Source organism: Burkholderia pyrrocinia (assembly GCF_003330765.1).
GTDB lineage: Bacteria > Pseudomonadota > Gammaproteobacteria > Burkholderiales > Burkholderiaceae > Burkholderia > Burkholderia pyrrocinia_B.
In genome coordinates this window covers 2,835,679-2,853,270 of sequence record NZ_CP024902.1, presented here as the reverse complement: position 1 = coordinate 2,853,270, position 17,592 = coordinate 2,835,679, and the positions used below count along the sequence as shown (strand labels likewise).

Annotated in this window: 17 protein-coding genes, 1 tRNA gene and 2 pseudogenes; 10 read left to right on the top strand and 10 right to left on the bottom strand. The window is 66.9% G+C overall.

Going from position 1 to position 17,592, the window contains the following annotated elements:
* Positions 1 to 2 precede the first annotated feature (2 nt).
* A pseudogene (locus tag CUJ89_RS13870) lies at positions 3 to 245 on the bottom strand (LysR family transcriptional regulator); the annotation flags it as partial.
* Between CUJ89_RS13870 and CUJ89_RS38525 the strand changes: the two are divergent.
* A pseudogene (locus CUJ89_RS38525) lies at positions 229 to 502 on the top strand (alpha/beta fold hydrolase); the annotation flags it as partial. The pseudogenes CUJ89_RS13870 and CUJ89_RS38525 overlap by 17 nt on opposite strands.
* Before the next feature lie 52 nt (positions 503 to 554).
* Here CUJ89_RS38525 and CUJ89_RS38270 read toward each other — a convergent pair.
* From CUJ89_RS38270 to CUJ89_RS13855, 4 genes are all read right to left on the bottom strand, one after another.
* Positions 555 to 722 (bottom strand): hypothetical protein, encoded by a 168-nt coding sequence (locus tag CUJ89_RS38270; RefSeq protein ID WP_201752242.1) that lies wholly within the window; start codon positions 720 to 722, stop codon positions 555 to 557.
* A gap of 152 nt (positions 723 to 874) precedes the next feature.
* Positions 875 to 959 (bottom strand) — tRNA-Leu (locus tag CUJ89_RS13865).
* 95 nt (positions 960 to 1,054) lie between these two features.
* On the bottom strand, positions 1,055 to 2,212 hold the full coding sequence (locus CUJ89_RS13860; RefSeq protein ID WP_114177814.1) for an ABC transporter substrate-binding protein: 1,158 nt from the start codon (positions 2,210 to 2,212) through the stop codon (positions 1,055 to 1,057).
* A 64-nt stretch (positions 2,213 to 2,276) separates the two neighbouring features.
* Positions 2,277 to 3,218, bottom strand: a complete 942-nt coding sequence (locus CUJ89_RS13855) for a CysB family HTH-type transcriptional regulator (protein ID WP_114177813.1) — start codon at positions 3,216 to 3,218, stop codon at positions 2,277 to 2,279.
* Positions 3,219 to 3,436: 218 nt separating this feature from the next.
* Between CUJ89_RS13855 and CUJ89_RS13850 the strand changes: the two genes are divergently transcribed.
* The 6 genes from CUJ89_RS13850 to cobA all read left to right on the top strand — a co-directional run bounded on the left by CUJ89_RS13850 (position 3,437) and on the right by cobA (position 9,628).
* Positions 3,437 to 5,116, top strand: coding sequence for a nitrite/sulfite reductase (locus tag CUJ89_RS13850; RefSeq protein ID WP_114177812.1), 1,680 nt, complete (start codon positions 3,437 to 3,439; stop codon positions 5,114 to 5,116).
* A 25-nt stretch (positions 5,117 to 5,141) separates the two neighbouring features.
* A complete protein-coding gene (locus tag CUJ89_RS13845) occupies positions 5,142 to 5,684 on the top strand; it encodes a DUF934 domain-containing protein (protein WP_114177811.1) in 543 nt (180 codons plus the stop codon).
* Positions 5,681 to 6,430 (top strand): phosphoadenylyl-sulfate reductase, encoded by a 750-nt coding sequence (locus CUJ89_RS13840; protein ID WP_114177810.1) that lies wholly within the window; start codon positions 5,681 to 5,683, stop codon positions 6,428 to 6,430. Before CUJ89_RS13845 ends, CUJ89_RS13840 begins: the two co-directional genes overlap by 4 nt.
* A 76-nt stretch (positions 6,431 to 6,506) precedes the next feature.
* Positions 6,507 to 7,469 (top strand): sulfate adenylyltransferase subunit CysD, encoded by a 963-nt coding sequence (gene cysD, locus CUJ89_RS13835; protein WP_114177809.1) that lies wholly within the window; start codon positions 6,507 to 6,509, stop codon positions 7,467 to 7,469.
* 22 nt (positions 7,470 to 7,491) lie between these two features.
* Positions 7,492 to 8,808 carry a sulfate adenylyltransferase subunit 1 gene (locus CUJ89_RS13830; protein WP_114177808.1) on the top strand — a complete coding sequence of 439 codons (1,317 nt, stop codon included), beginning with the start codon at positions 7,492 to 7,494 and terminating at the stop codon, positions 8,806 to 8,808.
* A 70-nt stretch (positions 8,809 to 8,878) separates the two neighbouring features.
* Positions 8,879 to 9,628 carry a uroporphyrinogen-III C-methyltransferase gene (gene cobA / locus CUJ89_RS13825; RefSeq protein ID WP_114177807.1) on the top strand — a complete coding sequence of 250 codons (750 nt, stop codon included), beginning with the start codon at positions 8,879 to 8,881 and terminating at the stop codon, positions 9,626 to 9,628.
* 81 nt (positions 9,629 to 9,709) lie between these two features.
* Here cobA and CUJ89_RS13820 read toward each other — a convergent pair whose 3' ends face one another.
* The 3 genes from CUJ89_RS13820 to lptF are packed head-to-tail and all read right to left on the bottom strand — an operon-like array spanning position 9,710 to position 12,362.
* The gene (locus CUJ89_RS13820) at positions 9,710 to 10,093 is read right to left on the bottom strand and encodes a sirohydrochlorin chelatase (protein WP_114177806.1); all 384 of its coding nucleotides are present in this window, start codon (positions 10,091 to 10,093) and stop codon (positions 9,710 to 9,712) included.
* Positions 10,094 to 10,118: 25 nt separating this feature from the next.
* Complete coding sequence (gene lptG, locus CUJ89_RS13815; protein ID WP_114177805.1) at positions 10,119 to 11,267, bottom strand: LPS export ABC transporter permease LptG; 1,149 nt, start codon at positions 11,265 to 11,267, stop codon at positions 10,119 to 10,121.
* A gap of 3 nt (positions 11,268 to 11,270) precedes the next feature.
* Positions 11,271 to 12,362, bottom strand: coding sequence for an LPS export ABC transporter permease LptF (lptF, locus tag CUJ89_RS13810; RefSeq protein WP_114177804.1), 1,092 nt, complete (start codon positions 12,360 to 12,362; stop codon positions 11,271 to 11,273).
* A gap of 122 nt (positions 12,363 to 12,484) precedes the next feature.
* Here lptF and CUJ89_RS13805 point away from each other — a divergent pair, with 122 nt between their 5' ends.
* The 3 genes from CUJ89_RS13805 to CUJ89_RS13795 are packed head-to-tail and all read left to right on the top strand — an operon-like array spanning position 12,485 to position 15,234.
* A complete protein-coding gene (locus CUJ89_RS13805) occupies positions 12,485 to 13,996 on the top strand; it encodes a leucyl aminopeptidase (RefSeq protein ID WP_114177803.1) in 1,512 nt (503 codons plus the stop codon).
* Positions 13,997 to 14,030: 34 nt separating this feature from the next.
* Positions 14,031 to 14,447 carry a DNA polymerase III subunit chi gene (locus CUJ89_RS13800; RefSeq protein ID WP_114178614.1) on the top strand — a complete coding sequence of 139 codons (417 nt, stop codon included), beginning with the start codon at positions 14,031 to 14,033 and terminating at the stop codon, positions 14,445 to 14,447.
* A gap of 25 nt (positions 14,448 to 14,472) precedes the next feature.
* A complete protein-coding gene (locus CUJ89_RS13795; RefSeq protein WP_114177802.1) occupies positions 14,473 to 15,234 on the top strand; it encodes a DUF2486 family protein in 762 nt (253 codons plus the stop codon).
* 111 nt (positions 15,235 to 15,345) lie between these two features.
* Here the strand turns inward: CUJ89_RS13795 and CUJ89_RS13790 are convergent, their stop codons facing one another.
* Both CUJ89_RS13790 and ilvD read right to left on the bottom strand, forming a co-directional pair.
* Positions 15,346 to 15,672 (bottom strand): c-type cytochrome, encoded by a 327-nt coding sequence (locus CUJ89_RS13790; RefSeq protein ID WP_114177801.1) that lies wholly within the window; start codon positions 15,670 to 15,672, stop codon positions 15,346 to 15,348.
* A 127-nt stretch (positions 15,673 to 15,799) separates the two neighbouring features.
* Positions 15,800 to 17,473, bottom strand: coding sequence for a dihydroxy-acid dehydratase (ilvD, locus tag CUJ89_RS13785; protein ID WP_114177800.1), 1,674 nt, complete (start codon positions 17,471 to 17,473; stop codon positions 15,800 to 15,802).
* Positions 17,474 to 17,592: the final 119 nt, after the last annotated feature.

Below are 17,592 nucleotides of genomic sequence, written 5' to 3'. Positions count from 1 at the left end.
TGTTAGTCGGGCAGCGCCGCGAACTGCCGGTTGCGCCCGGTTTCCCGCACGGCATCGATCAACGCCGCGCCGACGCCGTCCGGTTTCGCCGCGAACGCGTAGAAGCGCGCGGCCGGCAGCGCTGGCAGCCCGTCCTGCGCCCCGCATGCGCGCAGGCCGTCGCGCAACTGGCTGCGCGCCAGCGCGGTGACCGCGAAGCCCGCGAGCGCGGCCGATACGCAGCCGGCCATGCTGCTGCTCTCGTACCGTTATCTCCGGGGGGGCGTCGACGGCGGTGCAGCCTATGCGGAAGACGACGCGCAACTGACGCCCGCGCCCGTGCTGTCGGTGCCGACGCTCATGTTGCACGGCGGCGCGGATACCTGCACCGCGCCGGAGACATCCGCGGTGCGCGAGCGGTTCTTCACCGGCCCGCTACGAGCGCGCCGTGCTGGACGGCGTCGGGCACTTTCCGCAACGCGAGGCGCCGGCGGCCGTCGCGGACGCGATTCTGCGGTTCTGCGAGCACGGCTGGGCGCGCGGCTCGTGCCACGGCGCGAGGTCGGCCGAGCCGGTCATTCGGTGCGATGCGGAATGTTGTCCGGGAACGGATAGGGGGCATGCGGCCCCGGCCATTCGGGCACGGGCGGCTCGCGCAGCACGTCGCATCCGCTCAGCATGATCAACAGAAGCGCGGCGAGCACGCCGCGGCAAATCGGGTTTGAAATGACGTGCGTGGACATGGCCTGCCTCCCGTGCAGCGTTCCCTGATGCTTGGACTGCTGCGGGAAGGCACGCGTTGCGGTGCACGTTGCGCACGGCAAAAACAAAAAACCCGCGAAGCGGTGAGCTTGCGCGGGTTTCGACAGGTGCAGCGCATGACGCTGCGAAATACTGGTGCCCAGGGCCGGAATCGAACCGGCACGCCTTGCGGCGGGGGATTTTGAGTCCCCTGCGTCTACCAATTTCACCACCTGGGCTTGATCCTGGCCGCGCATGCGGTTGTGCGCGGCGAAACGCGGATTATGGCGGAAATCCGGAGGCTGGGCAAGCCACCCGGCCACCGGCGCACGCGTCACTGGCTCAGGTAGACGAACCGGCCCTGTTTCACGATCCCCATCACGCTCGCGCGCTGATCGAGCCCCACATGATCCTTGTCGCTGGTGTTGACGACGCCGTTCGGCACGACGAGTTCGTGCGCGCGTTCGAGCTCGCGTCGCAGCGCCGCGCGGAACGCGGGCGTGCCGGGCTGCGCGGTCTTCAGCGCGCGGCCGACCGCGTCGGCGAGGCGCGGGTAGACGCCCGCCGCGTCGCCGGCGAACTGCGTGACCGTGCCGGCACCGTACTTCGCCTCGTATGCGTCGACGAACGCGAGCGCGGCCTTGCGGGCCGGATGGTCGGCCGGCAGCGTGCGTGCGACGACCACCGGCTGGGTCGGGAACAGCGTCCTGTCGACGTCCTTGCCGCCGAGCCTGATGAATTCCGGCGTGGCGATGCCGTGCGTCTGGTAGATCGGGCCCTTGTAGCCGCGTTCGATCAGCGTGCGCTGCGGCAGCACGGCCGGCGTGCCCGAGCCCGCGATCAGGATCGCGTCGGGCTTCGCCGCGATCAGCTTCAGTGCCTGGCCCGTGACGCTCGCGTCGGTGCGGTTGAAACGCTCGGTCGCGACGACGCGGATCTTGCGCAGGTCCGCGAAGCGCGTGAACTCGTTCAGCCAGCTGTCGCCATAGCTGTCCGCGAAGCCGATGAAACCGACTGTCTTCACGCCATGGTTCGCCATGTAGCGCGTCATCACGTCGGCCATCGCGCTGTCGCTCTGCGCCATCTTGAACGCCCAGGTCCGCGCGCCTGCCTGCGGCTCGACGATCGCGCCGGAGCCGACCAGCGTGATCATCGGCGTCTGCCCGGCGGCCACCGCGTCGAGCGCCGCGAGCGCGGCCGGCGTGATGTTCGGCCCGACCACGACGTCGACGTGATCCTCGTCGACCAGCTTGCGGATGTTGCGCACCGCGGTGCCCGGGTCGGACGCATCGTCGAGCACCGTCACCTGCACGGGCTGCCCGGCGATCGTCTTCGGCCACATCAGGATCGCGTTCTTGCTCGTGATGCCGATCGCGGCGGCCGGGCCGGTCGACGACAGGTCGACGCCGACCTTCAGGTCGGCATGCGCGGCCGCGCAGGCCAGCACGAGGGCGGCGCCGGCGGCGCGGCGCAACAGGGCGGGGAGCGTCATGCGGGATTCTCCGTCGGGCAGCAAAAAGGGGCGCGATATGCGCCCCTGTGTTTATACACGCGGCTCAAAGCTCGTACGATTCGGATTCGCCCTTGAGCGCCTGCTCGATCAGCTTGCGGTTCAGCGTCGGCGACAGCAGTTCGACGAGCGTATACACATAGCTGCGCAAATAAGCGCCCTGCTTGAGCGCGACGCGGGTCACGTTGCTGCCGAACAGGTGGCCGACCGGGATCAGCCGCAGGTTGCGGTCGCGCTCGGGATTGAACGCGATGTCGGCCATGATGCCGACGCCGAGGCCGAGTTCGACATAGGTCTTGATCACGTCGGCGTCGATCGCCTCGAGGACGATGTCCGGCGACAGCCCGCGCAGCGCGAACGCATGATTGATCTTCTTGCGGCCCGCGAACGCATCGTCGTACGTGATCAGCGGGTACTGCGCGAGATCGTCGAGCGTCGGCGGCTTGCGTTCGAGCAGTGGATGGTCGGCCGGCACGACGGCCGCGTGGTGCCACTGGAAGCAGGGCAGCGACACGAGTTCCTTGTAGTCGGAGATCGCCTCGGTCGCGATCGCGAGATCGGCCTGGTCGTGGATCACCATCTCGGCCACCTGCGTCGGGCTGCCCTGCAGGATCGACAGGTGCACCTTCGGGAAGCGCTTCTTGAACTCGGCGATCGCGGCCGGCAGCGAGTAGCGGGCCTGCGTGTGGGTCGCTGCGATGGTCAGGTTGCCCTGGTCCTGCGCAGCATAATCTTTCCCGACCCTTTTAAGACTTTCAACCTCCTGCAGGATCCGCTCGACCGACGCGAGGATGATCCTGCCCGGCTCGGTGAGCGAGCGCACGCGCTTGCCGTGCCGCGTGAAGATCTCCACGCCCAGTTCGTCCTCGAGCTCGATGATTGCCTTCGATACCCCCGGTTGCGACGTGAAGAGTGCCTTGGCGGCCTCGGTGAGGTTGAAATTCTGCCGGACGGCCTCGCGCACGAAGCGGAATTGGTGCAGGTTCATTTATAACCCCTTGGCATATCAAAAGAATTTTTTAGTCGTTTGAAATATAAGGCGAGTTTATTACGATTCACCGGAGTTTTTCAAATATGGATATCTGTTTTCGTCATTAGCAATCCACCCGGCAGCGGATGGCCGGCGGCGGTGACGACGGAACGGAAATTCGGGCGCGGCGTGGCTAGGACGTCGCGCGGTCAACACGAAAACCCTGGGGTCCCCGAATGTATCAGTACGACCAATACGACCAGACGATCGTCGACGAGCGTGTCGCGCAGTACCGCGATCAGGTGCGCCGCCGGCTGTCGGGCGAGTTGAGCGAAGACGAGTTCCGTCCGCTGCGCCTGCAGAACGGCCTGTACATGCAGCGCCACGCGTACATGCACCGCATCGCGATTCCGTACGGCAACCTGCGCAGCGACCAGCTCCGGATGCTGGCGCGCATCGCCCGCGAACACGACCGCGGCTACGGTCACTTCTCGACCCGCTCGAACATCCAGTTCAACTGGATCGAACTGGAAGACACGCCCGAGATCCTCGCGAAGCTCGCGTCGGTGCAGATGCACGCGATCCAGACGTCGGGCAACTGCATCCGCAACATCACGGCCGACCAGTTCGCCGGCGTCGCGCAGGACGAGGAGATCGATCCGCGTCCGTGGTCGGAAATCCTCCGCCAGTGGTCGACGTTCCATCCCGAATTCGCATGGCTGCCGCGCAAGTTCAAGATCGCGGTGTCGGGCTCGAAGGACGACCGCGCGGCCGTGCAGATCCACGACCTCGGCGTGTACCTGAAGAAGAACGCGCAGGGCGAAGTGGTCGCGAGCATCCTCGCGGGCGGCGGCCTCGGCCGTACGCCGATCGTCGGCGCGGTGATCAAGGAAGACCTGCCGTGGCAGCACCTGATCACGTACTGCGAAGCCGTGCTGCGCGTGTACAACCGTTACGGCCGCCGCGACAACCTGTACAAGGCGCGCATCAAGATCCTCGTGAAGGCGCTGTCGCCGGCGAAGTTCGCGCAGCAGGTCGAGGAAGAGTGGCAGCACCTGAAGGACGGCCCGTCGACGCTCACGCAGGCGGAAGTCGATCGCGTGTCGCAGTACTTCTTGCCGCCCGTCTACGAGAAGCTGGCCGACACGGACGCATCGTTCGAACAGCACCTGCTCGAGAGCAAGGCGTTCGCGCGCTGGGTCGAGCGCAACGTCGCGCCGCACAAGGTGCCGGGCTACGCAGCCGTTACGCTGTCGCTGAAGGATCATCGCGTGGCGCCGGGCGATGCGACCGACCAGCAGATGGAACGGGTCGCCGACTGGGCCGACGCTTACTCGTTCGGCGAACTGCGCGTGTCGCACGAGCAGAACCTGATTCTCGCGAACGTGAAGAAGCGCGACCTGTTCGAGGTGTGGGAAAAGGCGAAGGCGGCCGGTTTCGCGACGCCGAACATCGGCCTGCTGACCGACATCATCGCGTGCCCGGGCGGCGACTTCTGCTCGCTCGCGAACGCGAAGTCGATCCCGATCGCGCTGGCGATCCAGCAGCGTTTCGACGATCTCGACTATGTGTACGACCTCGGCGACCTGTCGCTGAACATTTCCGGTTGCATGAACTCGTGCGGTCACCACCACGTCGGCAACATCGGCATCCTCGGCGTCGACAAGGATGGCGCCGAGTGGTACCAGGTGTCGCTCGGCGGCGAGCAGGGCACGGGCCGGAACGGCGCGCGCCTCGGCCGCGTGATCGGGCCGTCGTTCTCGGCGGAAGAAGTGCCCGACGTGATCGCGAAGCTGATCGACACGTTCGTCGATTCGCGCATCGACGGCGAGCGCTTCGTCGACACGTACGACCGCATCGGCATCGCGCCGTTCAAGGAGCGCGTGTATGCGGCGCGCCAGGCAGTGAACGCCTAACCAACCGGCTAGAAGGAATTTGCAGATGGCTTCGATTATCAAGAACCGCGCAGTGATCGACGATGCATGGCAGGTCGTGCGCGCGGCGGAAGACGGTGCGCTGCCCGCGGTCGACGCATTGCCGGCCGGCAAGGTGCTGGTGCCGTTCGCGTTGTGGCAGGCCGAGCGTGCGGCGCTCGTCGCGGCGAAGGCGAAGGACGAACTCGGCGTGTGGCTCGCGCCGGACAGCGAACCGGCCGATCTCGTGGCCGATTTCGGCGCGATCTCGCTGATCGCCGTGGAATTTCCGCGTTTCGCGGATGGCCGCGGCTACAGCATCGGGCGCCTGCTGCGCGAGCGCCACGGCTGGACGGGCGAGCTGCGCGCGATCGGCGACGTGCTGCGCGACCAGCTGCTGTACATGTCGCGTTGCGGCTTCGACGCATACGCGGTGCGCGCCGACAAGGACATCCACGACGCGCTGAACGCATTCACGGAATTCACGCAGCGTTACCAGGGCGCGTTCGACGAGCCGGCGCCGCTGTTCCGCCGCCGCGCTGCCGTGCCCGACGCGAAGGTGAGCGCATGAGCACCGCCTCCGCCACCACGCTGACGCCGGAACTCGCCGCGAAGGTCGAACGCCTCGGCGCGCTGCTCGCGCAGATCGGCGCACGTCATCCGAAGGTGAAGTTCGCGAGCAGCCTCGCGGCAGAAGACATGCTGCTCACGCACGCAATCCTGTCCAAGGGCGTGTCGATCGGCATCTTCTCGCTGAACACGGGCCGCCTGCACGCGGAAACCCTCGGCATGATCGACCGCGTGCGCGAGCGCTACGGCTACGAGATCGAGCAGTTCCATCCGCAGCAGGATGCGGTCGATCAGTACGTCGCCGAGCACGGCCTGAACGCGTTCTACGAGAGCGTCGAGTTGCGCAAGTCGTGCTGCCACATCCGCAAGGTCGAGCCGCTGAACCGCGCGCTGTCGGACGTCGACGCGTGGGTCACGGGCCAGCGCCGCGAGCAGTCGGTCACGCGTGCGGAGCTGCACGAGGAAGAACAGGATGAAGCGCGCGGGATCGCGAAGTACAACCCGCTCGCCGACTGGACGGAAGCCGATGTGTGGGCGTACCTTAACGCGTTTGACGTGCCGGTGAACCCGCTGCACGCGCGCGGCTACCCGAGCATCGGCTGCGAGCCGTGCACGCGTGCGATCCGCCCCGGCGAGGACAGCCGCGCGGGCCGCTGGTGGTGGGAATCGCGCGACACGAAGGAATGCGGCCTGCATATCACGATCACGCCGATTCCCGCGACCGCCGAAGCCGGCGCCGCGCACTGAACGCCTTACAAAAGACTGAATATTGCGCCGCCCGCGACAGCGGGCGGCACGAACCCAGAAAAGAAGGACTGAAATCATGAGCACGACGCTCGAGCAATCCGCCTTTGCCCCGCCCACCGGTGACGACAGCCGCATGGGCCACCTCGACTGGCTCGAAGCCGAGTCGATCCACATCCTGCGCGAACTGGTCGCCGAATGCAGCAAGCCGGCACTGTTGTTCTCGGGCGGCAAGGATTCGGTCGTCGTGCTGCACCTGGCACTGAAGGCGTTCGGCCTCGGTGCGAACCGCAAGACGACGCTGCCGTTCCCGCTCGTGCACATCGACACGGGCCACAACTACGCCGAAGTGATCGACTTCCGCGACCGTCGCGCGCAGGAGCTCGGCGCCGAGCTGGTCGTCGGCCACGTCGAGGATTCGATCAAGCGCGGCACGGTCGTGCTGCGCCGCGAAACCGATTCGCGCAACGCCGCGCAGGCCGTCACGCTGCTCGAGACGATCGAACAGCATGGCTACACCGCGATGATCGGCGGCGCACGCCGCGACGAAGAGAAGGCGCGTGCAAAGGAACGCATCTTCTCGTTCCGCGACGAATTCGGCCAGTGGGATCCGAAGGCGCAGCGCCCGGAACTGTGGAGCCTGTACAACGCACGCCTGCACAAGGGCGAGCACCTGCGCGTGTTCCCGATCTCGAACTGGACCGAGCTCGACATATGGCAGTACATCGCGCGCGAGAACCTCGAGCTGCCGTCGATCTACTACGCGCACGAGCGCGAGATCGTGCGCCGCAACGGCCTGCTCGTGCCCGTCACGCCGCTCACGCCGATGCGTGAAGGCGAGACGAGCGAGTTCGCGCAGGTGCGCTTCCGCACGGTCGGCGATATCAGCTGCACGTGCCCGGTCGAGAGCGACGCGGACGACGTCGAGAAGATCATCGCCGAGACGGCGGTGACCGAGATCACCGAGCGCGGCGCGACCCGGATGGACGACCAGGCGTCCGAAGCCGCGATGGAACAGCGCAAGAAGCAAGGTTATTTCTGAAGCACACGAGGACATTCACATCATGAGCATCATCGAGAACAACGAAGACCTCGGCGTGCTGCGCTTCATCACGGCAGGCAGCGTCGACGACGGCAAGAGCACGCTGATCGGCCGCCTGCTGTACGACAGCAAGGCCGTGCTGTCCGACCAGCTGTCCGCGCTGTCGCGTGCGAAGAACAAGCGCACGGTCGGCGACGAGCTCGACCTCGCGCTGTTGACGGACGGGCTGGAAGCCGAGCGCGAGCAGGGCATCACGATCGACGTCGCGTATCGCTACTTTGCGACCGCGAAGCGCAAGTTCATCATCGCCGACACGCCGGGCCACGAGCAGTACACGCGCAACATGGTGACGGGCGCGTCGACCGCGCACGCGGCGATCGTCCTGGTCGACGCGACGCGCGTGACGATCGAGAACGGCGTTGCGCAATTGCTGCCGCAGACCAAGCGCCACAGCGCGATCGTCAAGCTGCTCGCGCTGCAGCACGTGATCGTCGCGATCAACAAGATGGACCTCGTCGACTACAGCGAAGTGCGCTTCAACGAGATTCGCGACGCGTACGTCGCGCTCGCGAAGCAGCTTGGCCTGACCGACGTGCGCTTCGTGCCGGTGTCGGCGCTGAAGGGCGACAACATCGTCGGCGCGAGCGAGCGCATGCCGTGGTACGCGGGCGAGCCGCTGCTCGACGTGCTCGAGTCGCTGCCGGTCGAGACGCAGGCGCATGACGCGCTGCGCTTCCCGGTGCAGTGGGTCGCGCGCCAGGACGGCAGCTCGGCCGACGATTTCCGCGGCTACATGGGCCGTATCGAGTCGGGCGAGGTGAAGGTCGGCGACGAGATCGTCGTGCTGCCGTCGAACCGCACCGCGACGGTCGCCGAGATCGTCGCACCGGTGCCGGGCGGCACCGCGTCCGTCGCGCACGCGTTCGCGGGCCAGACGGTGACGATCCGTTTCGCGGAAGATGTCGACGTGTCGCGCGGCGACATGTTCGTCACGACCGCCGAACCCGTCGAGCCGGCCAAGAAGCTCGAGGCCGACCTGTGCTGGTTCGACGAAACGCCGCTGTCGCCGCAGCGCAAGTACCTGCTGAAGCAGACTACGAGCACGGTGTTCGCGAAGATCGGCGCGGTCAGGCAGGTGCTCGACGTGCATACGCTGTCGCACGCGACCGACCGTCAGGAACTGAAGATGAACGACATCGGCCGCGTCGCGCTGACGCTGCAGAAGCCGATCGTCTGCGACACGTACGACGCGCATCCGGGCACGGGCGCGTTCGTGCTGATCGACGAGGCGACGCACCACACGGTCGCCGCAGGGATGATCCGGGCGTTCTCGGCGTAACCGGGAAACCGCGCCGCTTCACGGCGGCGCGGGCCGGAGCCGACGCCCGCGGACAAGCGAAGCGACAAACATGGGCAAGGTGTATCTGATCGGAGCAGGGCCGGGCGCGGCGGACCTCATCACGGTGCGCGGCGCGCGGCTGCTCGCGCAGGCCGACGTCGTGCTGCACGACGCGCTCGTCGAGCCCGCGATGCTCGACTACGCGCCGAACGCGCGCAGGATTGCGGTCGGCAAGCGCTGCGGGCAGCGCTCGACCGCGCAGCACTTCATCAACAAGCAGATCGTCGATGCGGCGCGCGAGCACGCGTGCGTCGTGCGGCTGAAGGGCGGCGATCCGATGCTGTTCGGTCGCGCGGAAGAGGAAATGCGCGCGCTCGAGGCGGCCGGCATCGACTACGAGGTCGTGCCGGGCATCACCGCGGCGCTGGCCGGCGCGGCGACGCTGAAGCGTTCGCTGACCTTGCGCGGCGTGTCGCGCAGCGTCGCGTTCGCGACGCACAGCCGCGCGCCGGGCAGCGACGAGATCCGCGAAGCCGCACGTGCCGATTCGATCGTCTACTACATGGGCCGCGACAGCGCGCCCGGTATCGCGCAGGAACTGATCGACGCCGGCCGTGCGCCGGCGACGCCCGTGGCGATCGTCGAGGCGTGCAGCACCGCGCGCGAACGCTCGCTGACGCTGACGCTCGCGCAGATGGCGGCGGGCGACGCGCAGGCGTGGCTCGATCCCGCGGAACCGAGCCTGCTGATGATCGGCGACGCGTTCGCGGAGCGCGCACGGCAGGCGAAAGCGGGTGATTCGCTGCGGGATGCCGCCTGAGCGGGATCCCGGCCGCAGTCTGAAACAAAAAAGCGCTGGCGGAAGCCAGCGCTTTTTCTTTGTGTGCCGTCACCGCGTTGCTTACGCGTCGTCGCCGATCTGGTCGACGCAATAGCGGGCGATCGCGTCGAGCACGGCGTCGTTTTCGCCGACGGCCGTCGCGCAGCGGATCTCGACGCCGGGATGCGCGGCGCGGCATGCATCGACGAGCTGCGGCAGGTCGCGGCGAACATGGCCGCCCTGGCCGAAGAACACCGGCACCACGATGATGCGCGTGCAGCCGGCCGCGACCTGCGCGGCGACGGCCTCGCCGAGCGACGGCGTCATCAATTCGAGGAATGCGAGCGACACGTGCGCCGCAGGGGAGCCGGCCCCGCGCAGCCGCGTGGCGAGCCGCTCGAACGGCTCGGCCCAGCGCGGGTCGCGGGCGCCGTGGCCGAACAGGACGATACCGTGCGAACTCATGTCGATCTCCGTCGTGACGCGGCGCTCAGTGCCGGTCGACCCACTTGAGCGCGAACAGGCCGAGCGCGAGGTAGATGAGGCCCGGCGTCGCGGCGGTGAGCGGCGCGGGCCAGGTATTCAGCGTGCCGATGTGCGAGAACAGCGTATTGAGCAGTTGGAAGCTCATGCCGAGCATGATCCCGCCGAACACCTTCACGCCGACCACGCCCGCGCGCGTGTGCAGGTACGCGAACGGCAGCGACAGCACGAGCATCACGAACACCGCGAACGGATACAGCAGCTTGCGCCACAGCGCGATGTCGTAGCGCTGCGTGTCCTGCTGGTTTTCCTTCAAGTGCTGGATGTAGCGGAACAGGTTGACGATCGACATGCGCTCCGGCGACACGAGCAGCACCGACAGGATCTGCGGCGTCAGGTCCGAACGCAGCCGGTATTCGGGCAGCGATACCTGCTGTGAGCGGAACACGGGGTTCAGCGCGTCGGCCGGCTGGCCGTTGATCGGCTTGATCGGCGTCAGTTCGGTCTCGGTGACGCCCGTCAGCAGCCAGTGGCCGGGCGGCTCGTAGCGGCCCGTCTGCGCGATCCGCACATTCTGCAGCTGGAATTTCGAGTCGAACTCGTAAATGCGCACGTTGCTGATCGTCGAATCGGGCGACAGGTTGCCGACATTGACGAAGCGCGTGACCTGCTCGCCGTTTTCGCGGGCCGCGAGCGTGTCCTTCACCCACACGCCCGACTGGAAGTTCGACGACACCGACGCGCCGAGCGCCTGCAGCCGCACGCGTTCGGACAGCTGGTCGGCGTACGGGCCGACGAATTCGCCGATCAGGTAGGTGATGATCACGAGCGGTATGCCGATCTTCAGCAGCGAGCGCAACGCCTGGTTGGTCGCGAGGCCCGACACGCGGAAGATCGTGAATTCCGAACTCGCGGCCATCTGCGCGAACACGTAGATCGCGCTGATCAGCGCGGCGACCGGGATGATCTCGTAGAAGCGCGAAGGTGTCTGCAGCGCGACGCGCAGCACCGCGTAGCCGAACTTGTAGTTGCCGTGCCCGACCGAGTTCAGTTCGCTGATCAGGTCGAAGAAGAAGAACAGGCCCGAGAACGCGAACAGGATGAAGACGAACGCGACGTAGATCTGCCGCGCGAAGTACTTTTCATAGAGCCGCATCGATCATGCTCCCGAGCGGCCGAACAGCGCGCGTGTAAACAGCGGACGATTGCGCACGCGCAACCAGAAGATGACGGCGACGATCACCGCGACGAGCGCGTGCAGGCCGACGAGGCCGACGCCGAACGACATCTTGCCCTGCTCGATCTGTGCCTGCACGACGTTCAGCAGGTTCGAGTACGTGAGGTAGATCAGCACGGCCATCACGAGGTTGATCGTGCGGCTGCGGCGCGGGTTCTGGTACGCGAGCGGGATGCCGAGCACCATCAGGTTGAGCGCGATCAGCGGCAGCCCCGCGCGCCACGCGAATTCCGCGAGGTTGTCGCGCGTCGGATTGCGCAGCAGGTCGAGCGTCGGCGTGCTGTTGGTGGAAGGCACGTTGACGACGGGATTGCTCGTGATCTTCACGCCGTAGCGCTCGAACTCCATGATCTTGAAGTTCGGCTGGCCGGGCGTGCCGTCGTAGCGGCGGCCGTCTTCCAGGACGACGAAACGGCTGCCGTCCCGCGTTTCCGTGTGCCCCGTCTGCGACACGACGACGTTGACCTTGCCGTTCTCGGTCGACGTCACGAACACGTTCTGCACCTTGCTCTGGTCGGGCGTCATCTTCTCGATGAAGAACACGCGATGGTTGGTGGCCGATTCGCGGAACTGGCCTGGCGCGAGCAGCGAGATTTCGTCGCGCTGCTGGAAGCGCGCCTTGATCATCTTGCTCTGCTGGTTCGACCACGGCCAGCCGACGAACGCGAAGAACGCGATCAGCAGGATGATCGGCGTGGCGAACACGCCGATCGGCTTGATGAGGCGCGTGAGGCTCACGCCCGACGCGAGCCACACCACCATTTCGGAATCCCGGTACCACCGGGTCAGCACGAACAGGATCGACACGAACAGCGTGACGACGAGCATCACGGCGAGGTAGCCGATCACGGTCAGGCCGATCAGCACGAGCACGTCCCGCGGATCGATTTCACCGGACGCGGCGTAGCCGACGATACGGATCATCATCGTCGTGAGCATGATCGTGAGCAGCACCATGAACACGGCGCCAGCCGTATACGCAAGCTCGCGCTGGAGGGAGCGTTCGAAGATCATTCTTGATGAGAAGTGGGCGGGAGGCTGCGCACGCGTGGTGGAGCGCTCGCGCCGCCACGGGAAAAATAGCGGATAATTGCGGCTTTCATCCTTAGCCCAGATTTTATCCGAGGACAAGCGCGATGGACTTTAGCATAAAAGGCTGTGATTGGAGCAAAGGCGAGGCCAAGGGGTTCCTGACCGGGAAATCCGACTGCATCGTGCTCGGCATTTTCGAGGCGCAGACGCTGTCGGGCGCGGCGCTCGACATCGACACGGCCACCAAGGGACTGATCGCGCGCGTGGTGAAGGCCGGCGACATGGACGGCAAGCGCGGCAAGACGCTGTTCCTGCACGAGGTGTCGGGCATCGGCGCGTCGCGCGTGCTGCTCGTCGGCCTCGGCAAACAGGATGCTTTCAATCAGAAAGCCTATAACGATGCCGTGACGGCCGCCTGGCGCGCGCTGCTGGCGACCAAGGTCGTCCAGGTCACGTTCACGCTCGCGCAACTGCCGGTCGACGAGCGCAGCTCCGACTGGGGCGTGCGCGCGGCGATTCTCGCGCTGCGCAACGAGACCTACCGCTTCACGCAGATGAAGAGCAAGCCGGAACCGGCGTCGCACACGCTCAAGCGCGTCGTGTTCAGCGTCGATCCGGCCGACGAAAAGGCCGCGAAGGTCGCGGTCAAGCAGGCCGTCGCGCTCGCGAACGGGATGGATCTCACCCGCGACCTCGGCAACCTGCCCGGCAACGTCTGTACGCCGACCTATCTCGGCAACACCGCGAAGCAGATCGCGAAGGATTGGGGCCTGAAGGCCGAAGTGCTCGGGCTCAAGCAGATCCAGGCGCTGAAGATGGGCTCGTTCCTGTCGGTCGCGCGTGCGTCGGTCGAGCCGCCGCAGTTCATCGTGCTGCACTACCAGGGCGCCGCCGCGAAGGCCGCGCCGGTCGTGCTGGTCGGCAAGGGCATCACGTTCGACACGGGCGGCATCTCGCTGAAGCCGGGCGAGGGCATGGACGAGATGAAGTACGACATGTGCGGCGCCGGTTCCGTGCTCGGCACGATCCGTGCGGTCGCCGAGATGGGCCTGAAGATCAACGTCGTCGCGATCGTACCGACCTGCGAGAACATGCCGGGCGGCAACGCGACGAAGCCGGGCGACATCGTCACCAGCATGAAGGGCCTGACGATCGAGGTGCTGAACACCGACGCCGAAGGCCGCCTGATCCTGTGCGACGCGCTCACGTATGCCGAGCGCTTCAAGCCGGCCGCCGTGATCGACGTCGCGACGCTGACGGGCGCGTGCATCATCGCGCTCGGCCACCACAACAGCGGCCTGTTCTCGAAGGACGATGCGCTCGCGGGCGAACTGCTCGACGCATCGCGCGAGGCGGGCGACCCGGCGTGGCGCCTGCCGCTCGACGACGAGTACCAGGACCAGCTCAAGTCGAACTTCGCGGATCTCGCCAACATCGGCGGACGTCCGGCCGGTAGCGTGACGGCTGCGTGCTTCCTGTCGCGTTTCACCGAGAACTACCCGTGGGCCCACCTCGACATCGCGGGCACCGCGTGGAAGAGCGGCGCGGCGAAGGGGGCGACCGGCCGTCCGGTGCCGCTGCTCGCGCAGTTCCTGATCGACCGCGCCGGCCAGTGATGGCGGAATGGACGACGATGCGGGTGCGCGGGCGATGACACGGATCGATTTCCACTCGAACGTAGGCGATTCGCTCGCGTACGCGTGCCGGCTGCTGCGCAAGGCCTACCAGGCCGGGCAGCCGGTCGTCGTGCTCGCCGAGCCCGCGCGCCTGCGCGCGCTCGACGAGCGGCTCTGGACGTTCTCGCCGCTCGATTTCATCCCGCATTGCGGCGTCGACAGCGAGCACGCAGCCGGCACGCCGATCGTGCTGGCCGCCGATCTCGACAAGGCGCCGCATCATCACGTGCTGCTGAACCTCGGCGCGGCCGTGCCCGCGCAGTTCGCGCGCTTCGAGCGCCTGCTCGAAGTGGTCGGCAACGCGCCGGACGAGCTGACCGCGGGCCGCGACCGCTACCGGTTCTACCGCGACCGCGGATACGCGCTGAACAACTACAAGCAGGGCAGCTAGCCACAACCGTCGACGGAGTGTTCCCGTGACAAAAGCCGATTCATCCTCGATCCCGACGCTGACCGACGTGCTGGTGCCGGGCAAGCCGGTGCCGGCGCGCTCGCCCGCGCCCGACGCGCCGCAGTCGCACGACAGCGCGGCGCTTCCGACGCTCACCGACGTGATCGCGCCGGGCACTGCGGGGGCCGCGCCGGCCGATTCGGCGAAAGCCGTGGCCGACCCCGAATCGGTCGTGGTCGAACCCGTGCCGACGCCGCACGTGCCCACGGTCGAGTTGCCGGGCGACGTGGCGACGGCTGCGGCGGCGGCGGTGGGCGAGACCGATGCGCCGGCCGGACCCGGCGCGGCGGAGCACGTGGTCACCGAAGATGCGGCGGCGATGATGGCGCCGCTGAGGTCGTCGCTGGCCGACGACGATGTGCCGCAGCACGCGTTCGCCGCGGTTGCGCACGAAGCGGCCGGGCAGGCATCTGACACGGCCATGCCGGAGGCGGTCGTGCCGGCCGCAGCACCGCAGCCGGATGTGCAGGCAGCCACCGGGCTGACGCCGGAGGATGCGCAGCACATCGCCGAGCGCCTGCGCAATCGTCTGACGAACTATCTGACCGGAGAAGGGCGCGAGACCATCGAGGCCCGCTGTCGCGACGCGCTGCATGACCATTCGGCCTGGTTGGTCGGCCAGATCACGCGCGAAGTGGCGCTGGCGCTGGAAACCGAGGTCATGGACTGGGTCCGCGACGCGGTCGATGAAGAGATCGCGCGCCGCCGCGCCGGTCGATCCGGTTGAACGCGCGGTCGTTCCGGCGACAAAACAGGGTGCGGTTCCAGTAAGTGCCGGTGCAGGCCCGCCTGTCGGCGGAGCCCGGTATAACGGTGATCCCCGTGCGGGGCATCCGGTTCAGTGCAGCGACAGCACCCATTGCGCGAGCGCGTGGGCTTCGCTTGCCGTCAGTTGCGTATTGGCGGGCATCGGCACGCTGCCCCATACGCCGACGCTGCCTTTCACGATCGATTGGGCAAGGTAGTCGACGGCATCGCCGCGCGCCGCATACTTGCCGGCGATGTCGCGGAACGACGGGCCCATCAGCGGCTTGCCGACCGCATGGCAGGCCATGCAGTTCTTGCGCTGCGCAAGCGCGAGCCCATCGGCCTGGTCGGCGCGCGCCGCCGCCGCGCCGCCGGCCAGCAGCGTCACGAGCAGGGTGCGCAATATCGTCTGTTTCATGCGGTTCTCCGCCGGCGGGGACGGCCGGCTTCATGGTCCGCGCATTATAAAAGCAAAGGGAAAGCACGTTTTGTGCGTTCCCCCGGCGGCCATGTTTATTGGGGGCGCATGTTGCGACGAACTTGCGTCAACCCGTGACGGCGCCCTTGTTCGCCGGCCGCGCGAGGGCCGCGAATTTCGCGAGCACGCCGCGTGTGTAACGCGGTGCCGGCTGTTGCCACGCGGCGCGGCGGCGCGCGAGTTCGGCATCGTCGACGTTCAGTTGCAGCACCAGCCGGTGCGCGTCGATCGTGATCGAGTCGCCTTCCTGCACGAGCGCGATCGTGCCGCCGACGAATGCCTCGGGCGCAACGTGGCCGACCACCATGCCCCAGGTGCCGCCCGAGAAGCGGCCGTCCGTGATGAAGCCGACCGATTCGCCGAGCCCCTTGCCGATGATTGCGGACGTCGGCGCGAGCATTTCCGGCATGCCGGGGCCGCCCTGCGGGCCGAGGTAGCGCAGCACGAGTATGTCGCCCGCGCGGATCCGGTCGCCGAGGATCGCATCCATCGCGCTCTGCTCGTCGTCGAACACGCGGGCGGGGCCCGTGATCACCGGGTTCTTCAGGCCGGTAATTTTCGCGACCGCGCCGTCTTCCGCGAGATTGCCTTTCAGGATCGCAAGGTGGCCTTCCTTGTACAGCGCGCGGTCGATCGGGAAGATCACGTCCTGGTCCGCGCGTGGCGCGCTCGGCACGTCCTTCAGTTCGTCGGCGATGGTGCGGCCGGTGATCGTCATGCAGTCGCCGTGCAGCAGCCCCGCGTCGAGCAGGATCCTCAGCACCTGCGGAATGCCGCCGGCCTGGTGCAGGTCGGTCGCGACGTACCGGCCCGACGGCTTCAGGTCGCAGATCACGGGCACGCGCTTGCGGATGCGCTCGAAGTCGTCGATCGTCCAGTCGACCTCGGCCGCGTGCGCGATCGCGAGATAGTGCAGCACCGCATTGGTCGAGCCGCCCGTCGCCATGATCACCGACACCGCGTTCTCGATCGATGCCTTCGTGATGATGTCGCGCGGCTTCAGGTCGCGCTTCACGGCCTCGACGAGCACGCGCGCCGACTCGGCAGCCGAATCGACTTTCTCCTGGTCGGGGTTCGCCATCGTCGACGAGTACAGCAGCGACATCCCGAGCGCCTCGAACGACGAGCTCATCGTGTTCGCGGTGTACATGCCGCCGCACGAACCCGACGTCGGACACGCGTTCTGCTCGATCCCTTCAAAATCCTCCTGCGACATCCGGCCCGCGGTGAATTCGCCGACGGCCTCGAACGACGACACGATCGTCAGGTCCCGGCCTTTCCAGTGGCCGGGGCGGATCGTGCCGCCGTACACGTAGATGCCCGGCACGTTCAGGCGCGCGAGCGCGATCATGCCGCCCGGCATGTTCTTGTCGCAGCCGCCGACCACCACCACGCCGTCCATCCACTGCCCCTGCACGCAGGTCTCGATACAGTCGGCGATCACCTCGCGCGACACGAGCGAGTACTTCATGCCTTCGGTACCCATCGACATGCCGTCCGAAATCGTCGGCGTGCCGAAGATCTGCGGGTTCGCGTCGGCCGCTTTCACGGCCGCGACGGCCGCGTCCGACAGGCGCTGCAGGCCGGAATTGCACGGCGTGATCGTCGAGTGGCCGTTCGCGATGCCGACCATCGGCTTGTCGAAATCGTCCTTCTGGTAGCCGAGTGCGTAATACATCGAGCGGTTCGGCGAACGGGCCACGCCTTGCGTGATGTGCTTCGAGCGACGGTTGTACGACATGGGGGACTCCATCGTTATCTGGGCGACGCCCGTGAGCGGCGCGCCGGTTTGGATCAAACAAGAATGGTGTTTCCGGATTGGGATGTCCAATATATTATTTGTCGCTTATTAAGTCGTTT

Excerpts from the sequence above, each read along its gene's own strand:
- CUJ89_RS13805 (WP_114177803.1), top strand. The coding sequence starts at position 12,485 with ATGGACTTTAGCATAAAAGGCTGTGATTGGAGCAAAGGCGAGGCCAAG.
- CUJ89_RS13860 (WP_114177814.1), bottom strand. The coding sequence starts at position 2,212 with ATGACGCTCCCCGCCCTGTTGCGCCGCGCCGCCGGCGCCGCCCTCGTG.
- CUJ89_RS13845 (WP_114177811.1), top strand. The coding sequence starts at position 5,142 with ATGGCTTCGATTATCAAGAACCGCGCAGTGATCGACGATGCATGGCAG.
- CUJ89_RS13820 (WP_114177806.1), bottom strand. The coding sequence starts at position 10,093 with ATGAGTTCGCACGGTATCGTCCTGTTCGGCCACGGCGCCCGCGACCCG.
- CUJ89_RS13855 (WP_114177813.1), bottom strand. The coding sequence starts at position 3,218 with ATGAACCTGCACCAATTCCGCTTCGTGCGCGAGGCCGTCCGGCAGAAT.
- CUJ89_RS13800 (WP_114178614.1), top strand. The coding sequence starts at position 14,031 with ATGACACGGATCGATTTCCACTCGAACGTAGGCGATTCGCTCGCGTAC.
- CUJ89_RS13850 (WP_114177812.1), top strand. The coding sequence starts at position 3,437 with ATGTATCAGTACGACCAATACGACCAGACGATCGTCGACGAGCGTGTC.
- lptG (WP_114177805.1), bottom strand. The coding sequence starts at position 11,267 with ATGCGGCTCTATGAAAAGTACTTCGCGCGGCAGATCTACGTCGCGTTC.
- lptF (WP_114177804.1), bottom strand. The coding sequence starts at position 12,362 with ATGATCTTCGAACGCTCCCTCCAGCGCGAGCTTGCGTATACGGCTGGC.
- ilvD (WP_114177800.1), bottom strand. The coding sequence starts at position 17,473 with ATGTCGTACAACCGTCGCTCGAAGCACATCACGCAAGGCGTGGCCCGT.
- CUJ89_RS13830 (WP_114177808.1), top strand. The coding sequence starts at position 7,492 with ATGAGCATCATCGAGAACAACGAAGACCTCGGCGTGCTGCGCTTCATC.
- cysD (WP_114177809.1), top strand. The coding sequence starts at position 6,507 with ATGAGCACGACGCTCGAGCAATCCGCCTTTGCCCCGCCCACCGGTGAC.
- CUJ89_RS13840 (WP_114177810.1), top strand. The coding sequence starts at position 5,681 with ATGAGCACCGCCTCCGCCACCACGCTGACGCCGGAACTCGCCGCGAAG.
- CUJ89_RS38270 (WP_201752242.1), bottom strand. The coding sequence starts at position 722 with ATGTCCACGCACGTCATTTCAAACCCGATTTGCCGCGGCGTGCTCGCC.
- CUJ89_RS13790 (WP_114177801.1), bottom strand. The coding sequence starts at position 15,672 with ATGAAACAGACGATATTGCGCACCCTGCTCGTGACGCTGCTGGCCGGC.
- cobA (WP_114177807.1), top strand. The coding sequence starts at position 8,879 with ATGGGCAAGGTGTATCTGATCGGAGCAGGGCCGGGCGCGGCGGACCTC.